The following is a 17,190-nucleotide window of genomic DNA, read 5'->3' on the forward strand; positions in this document are numbered from 1 at the left end:
AATAATGGAATTTGTTGTGAGCAGGAACGGAGGCAACATGATTATAACAACGGGCTTTGACCCGATCCCGGAAATTGAAATACGGGCCAAGAACCTAGCCATACAAACGGGTACAATCTATGCGCAAAGAGGCAAATTGTCCATGGCCAAGATGGTGGAACGATACGGGGACGGAGAGATTCTGGTAGTTCTGCAGGAGGCAGTGCGGCTGATTACTCCCGGCATGCCGCCGATGGAATTCCATCCCAGCATGGGTTTTGTCCGGGCTAAACGGATTATCCGGGGTGAGCATGATCCGATGCTGGAAGCCGCCGGTATGGTGCCGGGCGACAGTGTGCTGGATTGTACGGCAGGACTGGGCAGCGATTCCCTGCTGTTTGCGGTGCACGGCGGAGAAGAATCCATGGTTACGGCACTAGAGAGCTCCCTGCCGCTTTGCGCGCTGCTTCTCGAAGGCATGAGCCATTATGTTTCGGGACAGGAAAAAGTGAATGCTGCACTCCGACGCGTGCGTGTTGTGCACAGTGATCATTTGGCTTATTTGCGGGAACAGCCGGATCACAGTATCGATATTGTCTATTTTGACCCGATGTTCCGGGTACCGCTGACGGATTCGGCGGCGATATCCCCTCTGCGCCAGTTCGCGAATGCGGCGGCACTGTCACCGGAGAGTGTCGCTGAGGCCGTCAGAGTCGCCCGCAAAACGGTTCTTTTGAAAGAAAAAGCCTTAAGCGGGGAATTCTCCCGGCTTGGTTTTACCGAGTTGCTTCGGGCTAGCGCCAAAACTTCGTACGGGGTGATATCCATTGACAACTGAGACAAAACGGAGGGTTCTGGTGCTGCTTGGCCCGACAGCAGTCGGCAAAACCAGGCTTAGCCTTGAAATGGCAGAGGCCTATAATGCGGAGATTATCTCCGGTGATTCGATGCAGGTCTACCGGGGGATGGACATCGGAACAGCCAAAATCAAACCTGAGGAAATGATGGGAATTCCCCATCATCTGATCGATATTCATGATCCTCAGGATTCTTATTCTGCTGCTGAATTTCAGGAACAGGGCGGACGGCTGATCGAAGAGATCAGCCGGAAGGGGAAACTTCCTTTTATTGTAGGCGGCACAGGCTTATATATTGAGTCCCTTTGTTACGGTTTCCGCTTCTCAGAGGCTGTAGCAGACGAAGCATTCCGCAGCGAGCAGGATGCCTTTGCAGAGGCGCATGGAGCTGAGGCGCTGCATGCCCGCCTGGCTGCTGTGGACCCGGTCAGCGCTGCCAGACTGCATCCCAATGACCGCCGCCGGATCATCCGTGCGCTTGAAATTCACCATCAGACAAAGGTCACACTTTCCGAATCCCATGCGGATCAGAAAAAGGAATCCCCGTATGAGCTGTGCCTGATCGGTTTAACAATGGACCGGAAAATACTATATAAACGTATTGAAGACCGAATTGATCAGATGCTGGCGGAAGGACTCGTCACTGAGGTGGAAGGACTGCTGCAACGCGGCTACAGCAGAAGCCTGGTGTCCATGCAGGGATTGGGCTACAAGGAAATTGCCGCATACCTCGCGGGCGAAATGACGTTGGACGAAGCAGTGACACTACTTAAACGCGATACCCGCCGATTCGCCAAAAGACAGTTGTCATGGTTTCGCCACATGAAAGAGATTCAGTGGATCGACGTCGATGAGACCCAAGACTTTTCAGAGAATTTTGCCAAAATCCGTGCTAAAATAGCAGACAAGTTTAATGAAGCATTGTAACTGTTGATAATAAAGGGTTTTTTAGATGTTCTCGAGGGTTGTAAATCACGTAAAATCACATTTCTTGCTAACATTCAGTATCAAGGATGTCTCCAAAGTGAATCTTCACTTTTTCGGAGGCATCTTTTTTTTATTTTTTTCGTGTTTACATGTGTGCCTAAAAATATGAGGTGTGATTCTCCATTGAATCAATGTATACTTCACAATGCTTTGCATTGATTGTTAAGTGTTTTCTGACTGATCGGCCGACCGTTGTCTCTGGAGAAGATGAAGTTCGAATACTCGCGTCATCAAATAATTTATGAAGTATCTTTTGATACTGTCGAGTGGTAATTTTGTTAATGTTAATTTTCGAAATGTGCTTAAATATCAACAAAAGTGTGACCTCGCGTTGTTCCATCGTGTTTTCCTTAACTTCAGTTTTCGCATAACCCTCAAGCCATTTAGCAGCCGCTTCTTCAAAAGAAGTAGTTTTGGCCTTCTTTGTATCGAGCGCGCCTACTTCTGAGTAAGGACCTGAACACTACAGCAATGGCAACGGGTACATCCTACACATCAACTGCATCAACTTTAAGCCGGCTGAAGCTTGACGGGGTGTTAGAGAATGATAGCCGGCGTTCCCCTAATAAACTCCGTGATGGCAATGAACAAGCAGCGGTTTCGGAGGAAAATGAAATCAACCTGCTCTCTGTTCAGTCAGATATCCGGATCACAGATTTTGAACGGAATTGGATGCTTCAACATTATCCAAAACTAAAGCATAAACGTGGAGCTGCTGCTGCAGTTCTTGGATGTGACAGGCGGCGAGTGTGCCAGTTGGCCATAGCGCTGAAGCTGGATCAAAAGAATGTTTCATCCGGATAAAGGGGGTGCAGTCATGACAAACAGACCAATATCAAATCGGCAGGCGGAGACACTTGAACTTATAAAAGGTTTTATTTCTCAAAAGGGGTATGCTTCTTCAGTTACTGAGGTTGCGGATCTTCTGACGCTGAAGTCTCGTTCCACAGCACATTCGCTGATTAAGTGAATAAAGGTTATCTGGAGAAGACAGATTTTGAGGTCGGAACATTACGGGTTGTGGGGCATAAGGATAGTGATTCGCTCGAGTCATATGAAGCGTTGCGTGAAAAAAAACGCGTGCCTGCTGCAGGAGAAAATGGAGCTACGGAAAAAGCTTAACGGAAGGTGAATAGAGAACCCAAAAGAACCCCTACCTTGAATTGGAGGGGGAATGCACATATTAGAATTGAATAATCTGATGTAGTCTTCAAGTAACTACAAACAGTGCCTAACTTATCGGAAAAACAGCGAAGTTTCCGTTCATACCAGGCTGTGCAATATTGACAGCAAATCCTCGACCTCCGCGGGCTGCTCCTTCAAAACGAAGTGTCAAACGAATTCCTTTATATCCATGATGTTCAATAGCCTTAGCATAGAAGTCTCTGATATAGGGGAATCCATTATTGTCTGCGAGAGTTACTATCGGCTGTTCGAGTGAATTAGTGATAATGAAAACATCTAAATTGTTTCCATCTGCACCTGCGGCATCGAATTGGATACGGCGTGTTGAAAATGTATTGTCTCGCGGTGAATAATTGCTTTCTGATGTCTGAGGATATGCTGTTTGCGCTGGGTAAGTTGGGTAAGGAAAGTTGTACCCAGATTGATAATAATTCATTTTTCGATTCCTACTTTCATCGTGTTTTTGCGTTCAAAATAGTTATATGCCCAATTTCCTTTTTTTGCCACAAATAACTAGCCACGATGGAATAAACTACATTTATGTTAAAAGAATTTATAGAGTGATATACAAAGACCTCCACTACCTTGGCCTTGGCCGGGACGGGGGTCCAATCACTTACCTTCATTCGAAGTATAAATTAGCAATCCAACTGGCTTTTGACATCCTCCGGATCGACGAAACAGAGGCCCGTCGCCGGGTGGAAGTATACTTGGAACCGGTTCGTGTGTACCGACAGATTGGATTCGTGCGGCGCCAGGCGGCACTCACGGCCAACCCGGAGCCTCGGTATCATGGATCTACCAATGCAATAAGCCGGACGACGGAGAATATAGCGGTATGGAATACGGTTAGGGAGGCGGAGCTGGAGCGACAGTCACTGCTGCTGGATCTGGTAATGGGTCGGCTTAAGAAGGCTGGAACGAGAGATCATTCAGCTGCGTTATCTGGAGCATGAGGATGAGAATTATACCGCAGTATAATGGAAGTCATAGTTAAATGAGTTAAGGTTACTCTTTTTAGGCTGACGGGCAGTTTAATGGAACCCTCCATGTTTCGAAACGTAATTATTTTATGATGTGATTAACTCTGAGTATATTCAATAAGTGAGGTGTAACTGTGTCATCAATTTTACTAATGATTTTTTCAATTAATTTTGCTCTCCTACTTTTGCACGAAATGGATGCAATAAGAGCCAAAGAATGGAGAATGTTTATAATCCTAAAAGATATGGAAGATAAACGTGCATTCAAAGTATTTACAATTTTGCATCTACCGCTATATACTTTTTTACTGTTTTCATTTATAAGTCAACATCTTTTATCTTTCGTAATAATAGATCTATTTTTAATTTTTCACTCGATCGCTCATTTTTTCTTTGAGAAGCATCCAAATAATAATTTTAAGAACTTATACTCAAGATTAATTATATATCCAATGGGCTTATTGGGTTTGTTACATCTTGTTGGGTTAATGTATTTTTAGCAGATGTCGGTTAAAATAATTGCATATTACCCCCACACTGGATTTCGCAAGTGAAATGAGTAGTTCAGCACGGTTAACTCCAGCATGACGTTTTACATATTGCTTCCAACCGCGAAGGACCTCTTAGGCAAGGGGAAGAGTCTGAGTGTTGCGATTGCACTGGTGCAAGTAAGGATTTTAAAGACCTGGCGAAGTTCAGGAGAACAATGTCTACCCAGCGATGAATCTGATTAACCGCAGCCTTGAGGCGCTTGGTAATTGTCTCTCGGTTTGGCATTAAAATACGTAGTTCATGCCCATCTTTGCAGGAATAACTTTACTTTGTATTTTGGGACTTTCGAAACTTCTTAATAAGCTTAGTAAATATGGGAGACGATCGGATCACTGACTCCTTACAGGATATGCATACGGGTAATGTGGAGCGGGTAATGATCAGCGGTGTGCATATCGATGATATGGTTCTCCTGGTTGCCAAGGTTGACGACAATAACGGGATTGATATACGCTTTCGGGTACTGCAAATGATTTTGATTTCATTGAGCAATTTCCGGATTGCATGGCCTAAATGGATTAAACTCATGAGTCTAAGTAGGAATTAGACAACCTGATGGAAGCATATTGGTTACTTAAAACCCTTATGAGGTGGATGATGAGACCGATGCTTCATAATCAAGAATTCAAAGTCTACATTATAACCAAGGGAGCTGTCCTGAGGTTCTTAGTTATTGAAATCATCATTGGTACAATGACCTATTCTATAGCCATGAAGCTTTTTCATAATATCATCTTGGCGAGTGTAGGTGGGTGGGTAGGGACAGAAGGAATAAAGAGATTGTATGCTGTGAGTAAAATCATCGGGAAATAGAATTTTGTATTATTACATGTTTGGAAGCAACGAGGGTGTAGTCCGAAAGCATCGGCAATCGTAAAAGCCCATCAACCCTTAAATGGTTTAGTGGGCTTTTTTCTGTTCATTCATTAATCCTTATAATCCCTTAATAACCCTTAAGTGTATTGTGAATTTTCGTCGAAAAACAGACTGTTTGTTCGCCTTTATTTATTGTGGGCTTGTATGCATACATATTAAAGGAGATGGAAATTTGTGAAAAAAAGAATGGGTAGTATAGGTAAGTTACTAATAGTGTTGTTGTCATTTTATCGGTTTTATTTATCCGCCCAATACTTGAAGATGAGGTTTCATATGCTGAAGGTGGGGGCACCATTAGTGAAATGCAAGGATTAGTGCCGCCTGATGGTTCTATAGCATATGGAAGTAATTCCTATGGTGGGATGACAGCAAACAATGTATTAGACTCGAATATAGAAAGTTTTTGGAACAGCGGTAGTACCAGTGGTGCATTAGAGGTGAGATTTCCCAAAGAAGTATATCTTGAATTTGTTCAGTTGGCGGCTTCTTCAAATCCTAAGACGGATGCTACCTATAAAGTTTATGGTTTACAATCTAATAAGTGGGTAGAGATTTCGGGAAAATGTAACTAAAAGTGTAGAGAATCATATAACAAAAACCTATACAATTCTTGATCCTTTTGTAGTAACCCCCGGAAAGTATAGTGGGGTTAGAATAGTATGTACTGGGAGTACTACTTGGATCGCTATTAGTGGGATCACAATAGGTTCTCTGACACCTGAACCAACTTTTGCACCAACAACAGCACCTACACCAACAGTAACACCGCAACCAACTGTTGAACCAACATCAACACCAACGGTTACACCGTCACCGACTCCAGAGCAGCCAACAGGTGACCGGGCGATCCTGGTAGTGACGATGAACACTGGCCTTGAAAAAGAATTTGTGATCTCAGGATGGCCGAGGTAAATGCCTTCATTGCTTGGTATGAGCAGGGTGGTACAGGAACAGCATCATATGCAATCAACAAACACGACAATAACAAAGGACCCTTTACCAGCCGGAAAGATTATGTAATCTTCGCTAAAATTCTTACGTTCAGTGTAGACGAATATTCTACAAAATAGCATTTACACATTGTTCCAGTTATTATTTAGTGAACATAAAGAACGTATCCTACCCCGCCAATATGGGGGGATTTCCTTACGTTCAGGGGAATTTTACCTTTTTAAATATACATAATGTACCAAATGGGATGTTGTTTTATTACACGGATCGGAAGCACCGAGCGTGCAGTCCGAAAGCAACGGCAAAAGCCCGTCAACCTTAACTGGTCGGCGGACTTTTTTTGTTTATATGATAAACTCCGTAAATACAGGACTCCGTATATTCCGGATTTGGTCCAGCTCCTGATTCTCACCTTGGCGAGCAGCCGGGGCTCCAATAACTTTTTGATCCTCATTACAATATTACAGGACTTGCAAATATATCACCATTTAAATCCATATTATTTCTCCGTTTCAATTTGCAACCGCTAATTTGGTTTTGAGCATCAAATAGATTTCGCGTTTGTTATCTGACTAGACCCAAATCTAGTTGCATAACTTAAATTACGCCCTCTCCTCCAATAGCAGTTGCTGTGAATGCTATGGGTCCAAATAGATTTATAGGCAAGTTGCTATCATTTTGGATCACCAATTCATAGTTGTGAATTCCAAGATAAGGACCATCAACCCACAGAACATTTAATTGAATATCAGTAGTTGTAGTAAAACGATAAAAGGATCTATAAATATCGACTCCAGCACGCCGGATAATAACAAAAAATTGACTATTAGCAAGTGCAGTAAGACTAAAACTACCATTTAACTCGACTCTACTGGAGAAAGAGGCAGGATTAGCCGGACTAATATTTACTTGTGCCGTGGCTAGTCCCGCTCCAGCTCCAGGAGTCCCAACAACTGTTGTAGTAATAGTAAGCGGGTCTAACGGAATTTTTGCCTGTGAACCGTAACTTATAATTGTCGCCATTTATCATCACTCCATTTCAAGGTTATACGTTATTATATTGTGAATCCGCAATTATAGATTGGACAGAATTCCTGATGATTATATACATTTAAGTTGTACATTGCTTAATCATATAAACCTAGATATCACGTGAACTAATTCTTTTGTATGTATACTCACAACTTGTCGCTCTTCTATTACTATTTTCAGTTCTTTCGGCATATATTAACTCCTTTCACTTATAAAAATCCCGGCATTTTCTATGGAATATCATACTTATTAACTGTTTCGGATATTTATCCGATAAATTAATATAAAGGCAAAAATAGTTATTAGTGGGATTTTTATGAATTTGAAAAAAGTTGCTGCAATCTCTATCTTGACGCTTATACTAGGAAGTACGGTTGCATTTTCTGCTGCGAACGAAGTCAAAGGAACGATTTCTAATCTAAAGTATAAACTTAATGGCTTCGACTGGGCTCCAAGTGCAAACTCAGCAAAACCAGTAGTTATTAACGGCCAACAATACATACCGGTAAGCGTAGTTACCGAAGCGACAAAAATAAACATAACAGTAGATAAATCGACAAATACATTACAAATAGGCGAAAAGCAAAAGTCAGTACCATTGATTAAAGAGAAAGCCCTCTTTAATAAAGATATGGGTTACTCGCAAAACCCAGCTTATGTAAATTTTAATGGGGTTAATTATAAAGAAGCTATCGTCGCTCCTAAAGTTTATGGATTAGCGGTGGCAACATTTTATCCATATAAGAAGTATCAAACTCTAGTAGTGGATATTTTTACATTGGGGAATAAAGCAGAAATACAATTTGTTAATAATGCGACTAAAGAGGAGCTGAAAACTATCATATTAGAACCTGGCACAAAACTCACCTCAAGTGAGATAGATGTTGCGGGCGTTTCTGAAATCGGAGTTGTGGTTTTCTCACTTGAGAGTAATACAAATAAGAAAGGGGCGGATGTAGTTATCTTGCCGACTTCTTATTATAAGTAACCAGAACCCCCGTTAGGCAAAATACCCAACGGGGGTTCTTTTCATACAATGAACTTCGTAAACACCGGACTCCGGAGCATGCCAGATTTGGCCCCAGTTCCTCATTCTCACCTTTACCCTTAGCTGGGGTTCAAGATGTACAAACTCGTTGTTTTCACCCTTCATAAGTTGCTGGGCCACTCCTCGAAAAGCCTGCTTATGCAGAGGCGATGCCCCAAGCTCGATAGTTCCCGCAGGGCGTAGCTTGCCAGACGGATCAGGCACAGCAGCAAGCCACCCAAATTCCTGCTTACGAAATCCCGTGATATAAACCTCTACATAGGTCTAGTTAATGACCTTCTTCCAGACTGCAGATCGGCGGTCCGTCTCATATATGCTGTTCTTTCGCTTACCCACAACACGCTCCATCCCACGATCCTCGATTTGCTTAAACAATGCCTCGCCTGCACTGTCCACATGTGGCACCACGCCATAATTACCGGAGGGGAGGGATAGTCCTTCTAGTATCTCTTTGCGGCGCAGGAGCCGAAGCCCACGTAGGTCATGGTCTTTAAATTGCAAGATATCAAAGATGACGTAATAGGCTGGTAGGGTAACTTTGAGCTGCTGGATCTTATCCGCCCGCCGCGCCTGGAATTGACTCATAACCGTTTCAAAATCTGATACTCCGGTTGTCGGATTGACGCATGCGACCTCACCGTCCAAGATAATGTCATCAGTAAATGGGAGCTGAAACTCAGGGTACAGCCGGGTGCAGTCGTTATTGTGGCGGGTGTATAGCCGGACATTCCCGGACTGCTAGGAGTAAATCATCGGTTGGCCGTCGATCTTTGGTTCATATATAAAATCACTGTGGCTAAACGGACCAGGGGCCGTTTGCAGCAGTATAGGGGATATAAACATAAAAAACCTCTATCCAATTATAGCGTTTGGCTATAAGGGATAGAGGAGGTAAGTGCTGGGAAGGATTATTCGGCTACGGTGTACTCACTTACTTCATAGGTAAGGATTTTATCAAAGACAACATAATCTTTACGCTTTTTAAAGGGGCCTTTATTGTTTGTGTGCTTGTCAATCGCATACATACCAGGGCTTCTTCCTGCATCACGGGCATCATACCAATTTACGAATGCTTCAACCTCAGACATAGGAAGATCATATTCCTTCTCCGTTCCGTTAATCAACGTTACGGTAAGAATAGCCCGATCTCCTGAAGGTTGCTCTGGAGTTGCTGAGGGCTTAGGAGTTGTTGACGGTGTTGGAACAGGTGTTGCCGTTGGTGATGGAGTTGGTGATGGAGTTACTGTCGGCACCGGAGTAGCTGTTGGTGTCGGTGTCGGAGTGGCCGTTGGCGCCCCTAAATCTGGAGCGGAATCACTTACGTTTGTCGTTACATAACTATCACCTTCCCCACCTTGTAAAGCATAACCTGTAGCACCGGTAGGATTAGACCCTTCTGATACAACAATTACCATATAACGTACTGGCCTAGTAACTCTCGGAAAGTTAATAATCACACCTAAAGGATAATTAAAATTTGTTAAGCTTTCCAAAATTTCGCCTGAAGATCCATGAAATTCAATACTGGTTATTTTTCCAGTTCCCGCGATGTTAATTGCTCTAATATTATGCACTGTACCAAAATCAATAACTTTCGTGATAGATGCTGCAAAAGCCCCCTGTACAGGCAAAGCCACAAACATTAACACTAGCACTAGCAATAGTTTTAACCTTCTCATTTGCTACACTCCTCATTATGTATTATAGAAATTGACTTTACAAAACTTAACAAGGATTGTCTAAACAAATATGACTATATCTGCAATATTGTGATTGAACACGATGAAATTCTTTTTTATCCCAATCAAAGAATATCTTACTCATTGTATAAAGAACGTATGTTTGGTTATAATACAAACAAACGTTCTTATTTTATTGGAGGCGATCACATGAAAATGAGCATCGGCCAAACCATCGAAATTATATACCTGGACAAAGCTGGGAAGATTACGCAGCGGAAAATCGAAGTGAACGGCATCCGTGACGGGCGTATCCGGGTCACTTGTCTAATCACCGGCGCGCCGCGTGTATTCTTAACTGTCAGCATACTTTCATGGATGCTGGTAGCAAAGAAGCAGCATGCTTGATGATACCCCGCGCAAGCTACTTCGGATCATATCTCAGTTCCGTTATCATTTCAGACGGATGCCCAATATTAAGGAATTGGGACGATTGAGCGGGCGGCGGCCGCCGGAGATCATCAAGGCATTTAAAGTCCTGTCCGCCGAAAATTACATACAATGGAGCGTATCCATGCCTATCCAGACGGCATCCATCCTTGAGGGCTGGGAACGTAACGTTCCATACGACACCTCCCAGGAACGAGGCGTACAGAACGGCAGAGAGGGGAATAACATTGATTACTGGCTTTATCATTAAGGAGGGGGCACAATGACTAAACTGGAAGGAAACGAGCGGTGGAAAACAAAAATGATCATGACTGAACATGTTGATCAGTACGATGAGCAGCAACGCCACCCTGTAGATAAATTGTTAACGATTGAAGAGTAGACAATGGTACGCGACCTCATTTTGCTTCCTTACATAGATACAATGGTTGGCAAGAGCCTAAAGGAGATTGAGAAATATTTTGCCGTGGAAATCAGGAACGGTTTGGCATGACACATGATGAGATGCGTACCGAAATTAGCTTAAGGCTAACTCAGTATACTGCCGATCTTGGAGGTATGCTAAAAGATCAACTCAAATGAGTAATCCCTTGTTATTTATTGTATTGAACTAGGCCTATTCATCTTTTATTTATCCGATGAAATCTCAGATACTAACCACCAAATTTATTGCGAGGCCTTCTCCAGTGTTCCCTGCTGGAAGCAATGAGATTGACGGGAAGGGTGCCTTAGATTTAACATATAGTTGAGAGAACTATATAGAAGAGATTTAGATTCCACCTATAATCAGATAGAGAAGGAGCCGTGGAAAATCACGTAAAAATCACATTTGTGCTTAAAATAGCTTAAAGAGGTTGTTATAGAAAAGGCCAAAAACATCAACGTTAGGACATAATAAGGTGGAGATTAGCCACGATTTTACTTCATTGATGTAATGGCTAAATCCGTGCTATAATAGCAGGAAAGTTTCTCTAAGGTCTTGAATATACTTCTGAACAATCTAATTGAACCATTGGGGGTACGTCATATGAACAAGTCCATTAACATCCAAGATACGTTCTTGAACCAACTGCGTAAAGAGAATATCCCTGCTACAGTATATTTGACCAACGGCTTTCAAATTCGGGGAATCATCAAAGCCTTCGACAACTTCACAATTGTCATCGACAGTGACGGCCGCCAGCAGATGGTGTACAAGCATGCGATTTCCACCTTTACACCACAGCGCAGCGTATCACTTATGCAGGACAATGGAAGCGAAGAATAAGATTTTACAGTCTTAAAGCGAAACCTTTTTGTTTATAAATCGTTTGAATAGAGAGTGCGAGAGAGCAACCTGTGAAGGTTGTTCTTTTCATTCGTGCACTTCATTACAGGAAAGTTCCGAGAGGGAGTCAGGAGGCAGCATGTCCAGAGACGAGATATCCAGGACGAATCGCAATAGAGACAGAGGAAGCCAGTCATCGAACTCAAATTCAAATTCTAAAGGTAAACCTAAGAAAAAGAAGAAGTTTTTAACCAAGAAGCGTGTGCTATGGACGTTGTTTTTTGCCACGGCGTTGGCGATTTTTTGTGCGTTGGGCGGTTACCTGTTCATTATGTTGAACGGGCAGAAGCTGCTGGATGCGAACCAGGATAAGCTGTCGGTCAACGAGACTACGAAGATATATGACCGTAATGCGAACCTAATCGGTGAGCTTGCGCTGGAAAAAAGCGAACCCGTTGAGTATGATGCGATTCCGAAGCTGCTGGTCAACGCTTTTGTTGCGACTGAGGACAGACGTTTCTTTGAACACAGCGGTGTTGATTTATGGTCGATCGGCCGTGCGGCAGTGAAGGATATTGCGGCGCGCAGCATGGTCGAAGGCGGAAGCACCATCACTCAGCAGCTGGCGAAGAACATATTCCTAACCCGAGACAAAACCTTTTTCCGTAAGGCAACCGAGGTTTCGATCGCCGTAGCGCTGGAGAACAAATTCACCAAAGAAGAGATTATTACCAAATATCTCAACCGCATCAACTTTGGCGGCACGATTTACGGGATCAAAGCAGCATCCATCCGTTATTTTGGTGTTAATAATCTGAACGACCTTAAGGTTTGGCAGATCGCTACCCTTGCCGCTATGCCGAAGGGGCCTTCCCGCTACAACCCGCTGCGCAATCCAGAACTCTCGAAAGAACGTCGTGGTGTGGTACTTCAGCTGATGTATGAGCAGGGCTATATCACGAAGGAGCAGATGGACGAGGCGAAAGTGGTGGATTACAACTATAAACCGCCGGAAAGCAAACAACGGTACCAGGCCTTTATTGATTATGCTGTTGATGAAGCGGAAGAAAAATTCGGATTGACTGAAGATGATTTGAATATCGGCGGTTACAAAATCTACACGACCATGGACAAACATGCCCAGGAGACGGTAGAAAATGCTTTTGCCGACAGCGATAATTTTGAAAAGAGCGTCGACGATCAACTGGTACAGGGCTCGATGACAATCATCAACCAGGAGAATGGCAGCATTGTGGCGCTTCTTGGCGGACGGAATTATGAGAAAAAAGGCTATAGCCGGGTGGACGGCAGCCGCCGCTCACCGGGTTCATCCTTCAAGCCGCTGGTATCCTACGCACCTGCGCTGGAATCCGGGAAGTTCACGAATGATTCCATGCTCAGCAACGAGAAGCAGTGCTTTGGCACCTATTGTCCGAATAACCTGCACGGTTATTCAAAGACGATTAGCATGACAGAAGCCCTGACGAAGTCGGAGAATATCCCGGCGGTATGGCTGTTGAACGAAATCGGTGTGAATACAGGATTCCAATTTGCCAAAAAGCTCGGGATTAACCTAAAGGATGAGGACAAAAACCTTTCCTTGGCTCTAGGCGGGATGAGCGAGGGCACGAACACCATGGAAATGGCTCAGGCCTACAGTGCCTTTGCCAATGGCGGTGATCTGCGTGAGGCATATTCGATTAAATCGATTACGAATAGCGATGGAGACACCGTCTATAAGGCCAATACCAAGCCTGAACGGGTGATGAGTGAGGATACGGCCTACCAGATGACTGAAATGATGCAGAAGGTTGTAGAAGACGGGACGGGGAAAAAAGCCAGAATCGACCGTCCTGTAGCTGGTAAAACCGGTACAACACAAAGCGGATACGAGGGTATCAGCTCGAACAGAGATGTATGGTTTGTCGGATATACTCCGGAATGGACCGCTGCAGTTTGGATGGGCTATGACAAACCAAGCAAAACCCATCTGTTGAAGAACAGCAGTCCGCTAGCTGCTGCATTCTGGGGCAAAGTGATGGAGGAAGCACTGAAGGGCGTACCTAATAAGTCGTTCCCGAAACCTGAAGGCGTGAGTGATCCTGAACCAACGGCAACACCGGAAACGGCGCAGCCTGTAGGCGGTCTGAAGGCAGCTTATGACGCTTCTACGATGACGGTCAACCTTAGCTGGGAGCCTGCACCGGTAAAAGGTGTGGAATACCGGATTTACCGCCGTGAGACGTCGGAAGCAGAGTTCAGCCCGCTGCTGAATACGGTCTCGTCCAGTGTCGGAGATATCAGTGCGATGCCTGGATTGACCTACGAATATTACGTCACGGCTTATTATCCGGAACTGGATGTGGAGAGCGAGCCTTCTGCTACCGTCACTGTTGAGGTTCAGGATGAGCCGCCGACACAGGAGCCGGAAGCGACGATAGATCCGAACCTTCCAACAGATGAGACGGGCAATGGCGGTAATAACGGCAATGGCCAAGACAATGGCAATCCTAATGGAAACAACGGGAACGGTAATGGGAATGGTGCAGGAAACGGTGAAAATCCCGGTAACGGAAATGGCAATGGCGGAGGTACACCATCCGATTCTCCCCAAGCCACGTCTACTCCGCCACCGGTTACTACAGCTCCTACAGATCCCGCTGTAACCACTGGAGCAGGCGGCAATGCCGGTACAGAGGGTGGTGCGGTTCCTACCACCGACCCGGCTGCAGGACTGGCGAATGAGGGTAGTGTTCCGCAGTAGATTTTGCTAATTCTATAATGTATGATTCAACTGCCCCGGCAGCTGAGAATCTCGCCTATGAAGCAGAGATTCCGGCTGACGGGGTTTTTGTCTTGTTTTTGATCAATAACGGCTACCGGAATTTCAAGGGATGTTTTGAGTGTATCTTGCAAATGTGTTAAGCTGAATACACCATTTCTTGAGAGGGTCATTCATATGAAACGTAAATTCGGAGACCGGGCCAACTGGCGCCGGATTACGCGCCGCCATTTTGCCTGCCGCTATGTAGAGAGCCGGGAATTCAGCGGATACATCACACTATATACGATTTATGGGTTGAAGGAACCGCTATGGAAGAGCTACGGCAAGCATACATACCGTATAGCAGACAAAGGGTACTCATGGCTGCAGTATTTTCCAAAAGACAGCCATTATATTGTGACGGCTATGTTCGACGAACGGCAAAACATCGTACAGTGGTATATTGATACCTGCAAAGTACAAGGAGTCACCGACCAGGGGGTGCCGTGGTTCGATGATCTTTATCTGGATGTAGTGGTGCTGTGGAACGGAGAGGTGTTTCTGCTCGATGAAGACGAGCTGGAGGAGGCGCTGGAACGGGAGGACATTACAGACAGCGACTATAATTTAGCCTGGGCTACAGCAAACAATATTCTTCGCAGCATAGATGCTCATGCCTTTCCCTATTTTTCCCTCTCCTTGAAGCATCGTGCCGAATTGTTCCATCACGGAGAATTCAGGAGGAAATAACAATGGATTGGTATGTCTATCAAAGAGGCTCTTCCCCGATACGCAAGGTATCCCGCAAAGGACAACGTTTTCGGCTGAAACGAAATCTGTTCATTCTTCTGGTCATTTGTGCTGTTGCTGGACTTCTATGGTGTGCGTCGGTCCTAGGCAGAATCAACAGTGGCGTCACGACGAATCCGATGCAGAAAGCAGATGCTGGCATTATTCTAGGAATGGCCATGTGGGGAGATGAACCCAGTCCAGGACTAAAGGAACGGCTTGACTATGGGCTTGGACTCTACCGGGAAGGCAAGTTCACCCGTTTTATCGTGTCCGGTGGTCTGGATAAGGCTGACTATAAATATACTGAGGCCGAAGGAATGAAGAACTACCTGGTAGGGAAGGGTGTGCCTGAGAAGGCTATCCTTTTGGAAAACAAGTCTACCAGCACTTATGAGAATCTCCAGTTCAGTCAAAGGGTTATGCAATCAGAAGGATTAAAGACAGCTATTATTATTACGCATACATTTCATGGCCAGCGCGCATTTGAAATTGCCAAAGAGCTGAATTATTCCCGTCCTGAACTGGGATTGACCGATTCCAAGGTCATGTCGATGTTCAAATACAAAACCCGTGAGATTCTGGCTTATACGAAATGGAAGATGCAGCAACTTTTTCTGTGAAAAAGCAATCCCCATGCCAGACTGCCGTTATCTGATCAGTTAATTTGTCCTTAAGTTCCTGAAACTGCTAATAAGACCTCGTGAACCGGAATAGACTTGATAAAGGATATAGAAAAAGTCAGCCCTGGATAATGAGGTGAACTAGGTGAACGGACGCGTAGCGGCGGCAAATGGACGGGAGGAAGGCAGACCGTCACGTCAAATTAATATTGTGCTGCGGAATCAGGAGACGCCAGCAGTGGCCCACGCTGCTGCAGACAGTATCGCTCAGGCTGCGGTCCCCAAAAATAATGGACACAGCGAATTGTTTCAGGAGCTCAGCCGGGAGCTGGACGCACTCGTAGGCCTGGATAATATCAAGGAACTGGTGTTCGAGATATATGCACTGCTTCAGATTGCGCGGATGCGCAGTGATGCGGGACTTGCCAGCGGGAGTCAGGCCTATCATATGGTCTTCAAAGGTAATCCTGGAACCGGAAAGACTACAGTAGCCAGGATTGTCGCCAAGCTGTTTCAGCGGATGGGCGTTCTGAGCAAAGGCCATCTGATTGAAGTAGAGAGAGCGGATCTTGTAGGCGAATATATCGGACACACAGCCCAGAAGACAAGAGACCTGGTGAAAAAGGCGCTCGGAGGCATACTTTTTATTGATGAAGCTTACAGTCTAGCCCGTGGCGGAGATAAGGATTTTGGCAAAGAAGCGATTGACACTCTGGTTAAATCCATGGAGGATCACCGCAGTCAATTTGTGCTGATTCTAGCCGGTTATTCCAGCGAGATCGATTATTTCCTAATGAGTAATCCCGGTCTGCCCTCCAGATTTCCTATTCAGGTGGAATTTCCGGACTACACTATAGACCAATTGCTGCAGATTGCTGAACTGATGTCCAAAGAGCGCGATTATATTCTGATGCCTCAGGCCATACTCAAACTAAAGCAGCATCTGCTGCTGGAGAAGACGGAGAGTCTCCATGCCTTCAGCAATGCGCGGTATGTCCGCAACTCTATTGAAAAGGCGGTACGTGCCCAAGCGGTTCGGCTCCTGAATCAATATGAGAGCAACAGTCCGGGAAAGCAGGAACTGATGACACTCCGCATCGAAGACTTCAAATTGTAGGGACAATATACACCACGGATGATACACAACTTATGTGTACAAGGACAAGGA

General features: G+C 44.8%; 19 protein-coding genes and 2 pseudogenes. 16 read left to right on the top strand and 5 right to left on the bottom strand.

The features are described from left to right. The first annotated feature begins 37 nt into the window (after positions 1 to 37). Both A3844_RS08380 and miaA read left to right on the top strand, forming a co-directional pair. A complete protein-coding gene (locus A3844_RS08380; RefSeq protein ID WP_074086231.1) occupies positions 38 to 817 on the top strand; it encodes a class I SAM-dependent methyltransferase in 780 nt (259 codons plus the stop codon). Beyond that, entirely contained in the window at positions 807 to 1,763 is a 957-nt protein-coding gene (miaA, locus tag A3844_RS08385; protein WP_074086232.1) for a tRNA (adenosine(37)-N6)-dimethylallyltransferase MiaA, read from the top strand. Before A3844_RS08380 ends, miaA begins: the two co-directional genes overlap by 11 nt. Before the next feature lie 157 nt (positions 1,764 to 1,920). Here miaA and A3844_RS33975 read toward each other — a convergent pair. After that, positions 1,921 to 2,214, bottom strand: a pseudogene (locus A3844_RS33975) (tyrosine-type recombinase/integrase); the annotation flags it as partial. 426 nt (positions 2,215 to 2,640) lie between these two features. On the opposite strand from A3844_RS33975, the gene A3844_RS08400 reads away from it, so the two are divergent. Further along, on the top strand, positions 2,641 to 2,793 hold the full coding sequence (locus A3844_RS08400) for a LexA family protein (RefSeq protein ID WP_167374651.1): 153 nt from the start codon (positions 2,641 to 2,643) through the stop codon (positions 2,791 to 2,793). Between the two features lie 261 nt (positions 2,794 to 3,054). Here the strand turns inward: A3844_RS08400 and A3844_RS08405 are convergent, their stop codons facing one another. Beyond that, complete coding sequence (locus A3844_RS08405; protein WP_074107153.1) at positions 3,055 to 3,444, bottom strand: hypothetical protein; 390 nt, start codon at positions 3,442 to 3,444, stop codon at positions 3,055 to 3,057. A gap of 124 nt (positions 3,445 to 3,568) precedes the next feature. Here A3844_RS08405 and A3844_RS08410 point away from each other — a divergent pair, with 124 nt between their 5' ends. The 5 genes and pseudogenes from A3844_RS08410 to A3844_RS33405 all read left to right on the top strand — a co-directional run. Beyond that, entirely contained in the window at positions 3,569 to 3,964 is a 396-nt protein-coding gene (locus A3844_RS08410) for a hypothetical protein (protein WP_074107154.1), read from the top strand. 179 nt (positions 3,965 to 4,143) lie between these two features. After that, positions 4,144 to 4,491, top strand: a complete 348-nt coding sequence (locus tag A3844_RS33880) for a DUF6713 family protein (RefSeq protein ID WP_074087491.1) — start codon at positions 4,144 to 4,146, stop codon at positions 4,489 to 4,491. Positions 4,492 to 4,856: 365 nt separating this feature from the next. Continuing rightward, the gene (locus A3844_RS08420; protein WP_143192045.1) at positions 4,857 to 5,090 is read left to right on the top strand and encodes a hypothetical protein; all 234 of its coding nucleotides are present in this window, start codon (positions 4,857 to 4,859) and stop codon (positions 5,088 to 5,090) included. Positions 5,091 to 5,721: 631 nt separating this feature from the next. Continuing rightward, positions 5,722 to 5,991: a hypothetical protein gene (locus A3844_RS32245; RefSeq protein WP_143192046.1), complete on the top strand. Its 270-nt coding sequence runs from the start codon at positions 5,722 to 5,724 to the stop codon at positions 5,989 to 5,991. Positions 5,992 to 6,235: 244 nt separating this feature from the next. After that, positions 6,236 to 6,489 (top strand): annotated as a pseudogene (locus A3844_RS33405) (ran-binding protein 10); the annotation flags it as partial. A gap of 478 nt (positions 6,490 to 6,967) precedes the next feature. Here the strand turns inward: A3844_RS33405 and A3844_RS08435 are convergent. Continuing rightward, complete coding sequence (locus A3844_RS08435; protein WP_074087490.1) at positions 6,968 to 7,393, bottom strand: hypothetical protein; 426 nt, start codon at positions 7,391 to 7,393, stop codon at positions 6,968 to 6,970. Positions 7,394 to 7,718: 325 nt separating this feature from the next. On the opposite strand from A3844_RS08435, the gene A3844_RS08440 reads away from it, so the two are divergent. Further along, entirely contained in the window at positions 7,719 to 8,390 is a 672-nt protein-coding gene (locus A3844_RS08440; RefSeq protein ID WP_074107155.1) for a hypothetical protein, read from the top strand. Between the two features lie 324 nt (positions 8,391 to 8,714). Here the strand turns inward: A3844_RS08440 and A3844_RS33885 are convergent, their stop codons facing one another. Further along, a complete protein-coding gene (locus tag A3844_RS33885; protein WP_341864885.1) occupies positions 8,715 to 9,137 on the bottom strand; it encodes an ATP-dependent DNA ligase in 423 nt (140 codons plus the stop codon). 221 nt (positions 9,138 to 9,358) lie between these two features. After that, positions 9,359 to 10,129, bottom strand: coding sequence for a hypothetical protein (locus A3844_RS32745; protein WP_167374652.1), 771 nt, complete (start codon positions 10,127 to 10,129; stop codon positions 9,359 to 9,361). A gap of 210 nt (positions 10,130 to 10,339) precedes the next feature. On the opposite strand from A3844_RS32745, the gene A3844_RS08455 reads away from it, so the two are divergent. The 7 genes from A3844_RS08455 (at position 10,340) to A3844_RS08485 (ending at position 17,139) form a co-directional block, all read left to right on the top strand. Next, entirely contained in the window at positions 10,340 to 10,537 is a 198-nt protein-coding gene (locus A3844_RS08455) for a hypothetical protein (RefSeq protein ID WP_074107156.1), read from the top strand. Then, positions 10,530 to 10,829: a hypothetical protein gene (locus A3844_RS08460; protein ID WP_074107157.1), complete on the top strand. Its 300-nt coding sequence runs from the start codon at positions 10,530 to 10,532 to the stop codon at positions 10,827 to 10,829. Before A3844_RS08455 ends, A3844_RS08460 begins: the two co-directional genes overlap by 8 nt. Before the next feature lie 777 nt (positions 10,830 to 11,606). After that, complete coding sequence (gene hfq, locus A3844_RS08465) at positions 11,607 to 11,846, top strand: RNA chaperone Hfq (RefSeq protein ID WP_025703341.1); 240 nt, start codon at positions 11,607 to 11,609, stop codon at positions 11,844 to 11,846. Between the two features lie 139 nt (positions 11,847 to 11,985). After that, a complete protein-coding gene (locus tag A3844_RS08470; protein ID WP_074087134.1) occupies positions 11,986 to 14,610 on the top strand; it encodes a transglycosylase domain-containing protein in 2,625 nt (874 codons plus the stop codon). A 195-nt stretch (positions 14,611 to 14,805) separates the two neighbouring features. Continuing rightward, positions 14,806 to 15,360 carry a ribonuclease FAU-1 family protein gene (locus A3844_RS08475; protein ID WP_074087136.1) on the top strand — a complete coding sequence of 185 codons (555 nt, stop codon included), beginning with the start codon at positions 14,806 to 14,808 and terminating at the stop codon, positions 15,358 to 15,360. A 2-nt stretch (positions 15,361 to 15,362) separates the two neighbouring features. Next, on the top strand, positions 15,363 to 16,022 hold the full coding sequence (locus A3844_RS08480) for a YdcF family protein (protein WP_074087137.1): 660 nt from the start codon (positions 15,363 to 15,365) through the stop codon (positions 16,020 to 16,022). Between the two features lie 145 nt (positions 16,023 to 16,167). After that, a complete protein-coding gene (locus tag A3844_RS08485; RefSeq protein WP_074087139.1) occupies positions 16,168 to 17,139 on the top strand; it encodes an AAA family ATPase in 972 nt (323 codons plus the stop codon). Positions 17,140 to 17,190: the final 51 nt, after the last annotated feature.

Source organism: Paenibacillus helianthi (genome assembly GCF_001909055.1).
GTDB classification, from domain to species: domain Bacteria; phylum Bacillota; class Bacilli; order Paenibacillales; family Paenibacillaceae; genus Paenibacillus_AQ; species Paenibacillus_AQ helianthi.

Coding starts and splice junctions, on each gene's coding strand:
- A3844_RS33880 (WP_074087491.1), top strand. CDS start 4,144: ATGATTTTTTCAATTAATTTTGCTCTCCTACTTTTGCACGAAATGGAT.
- A3844_RS08475 (WP_074087136.1), top strand. CDS start 14,806: ATGAAACGTAAATTCGGAGACCGGGCCAACTGGCGCCGGATTACGCGC.
- A3844_RS08440 (WP_074107155.1), top strand. CDS start 7,719: ATGAATTTGAAAAAAGTTGCTGCAATCTCTATCTTGACGCTTATACTA.
- A3844_RS32245 (WP_143192046.1), top strand. CDS start 5,722: ATGCAAGGATTAGTGCCGCCTGATGGTTCTATAGCATATGGAAGTAAT.
- A3844_RS08460 (WP_074107157.1), top strand. CDS start 10,530: ATGCTTGATGATACCCCGCGCAAGCTACTTCGGATCATATCTCAGTTC.
- A3844_RS08400 (WP_167374651.1), top strand. CDS start 2,641: ATGACAAACAGACCAATATCAAATCGGCAGGCGGAGACACTTGAACTT.
- A3844_RS08470 (WP_074087134.1), top strand. CDS start 11,986: ATGTCCAGAGACGAGATATCCAGGACGAATCGCAATAGAGACAGAGGA.
- hfq (WP_025703341.1), top strand. CDS start 11,607: ATGAACAAGTCCATTAACATCCAAGATACGTTCTTGAACCAACTGCGT.
- A3844_RS08380 (WP_074086231.1), top strand. CDS start 38: ATGATTATAACAACGGGCTTTGACCCGATCCCGGAAATTGAAATACGG.
- A3844_RS08435 (WP_074087490.1), bottom strand. CDS start 7,393: ATGGCGACAATTATAAGTTACGGTTCACAGGCAAAAATTCCGTTAGAC.
- A3844_RS08405 (WP_074107153.1), bottom strand. CDS start 3,444: ATGAATTATTATCAATCTGGGTACAACTTTCCTTACCCAACTTACCCA.
- A3844_RS08420 (WP_143192045.1), top strand. CDS start 4,857: ATGGGAGACGATCGGATCACTGACTCCTTACAGGATATGCATACGGGT.
- A3844_RS08455 (WP_074107156.1), top strand. CDS start 10,340: ATGAAAATGAGCATCGGCCAAACCATCGAAATTATATACCTGGACAAA.
- A3844_RS32745 (WP_167374652.1), bottom strand. CDS start 10,129: ATGAGAAGGTTAAAACTATTGCTAGTGCTAGTGTTAATGTTTGTGGCT.
- A3844_RS08480 (WP_074087137.1), top strand. CDS start 15,363: ATGGATTGGTATGTCTATCAAAGAGGCTCTTCCCCGATACGCAAGGTA.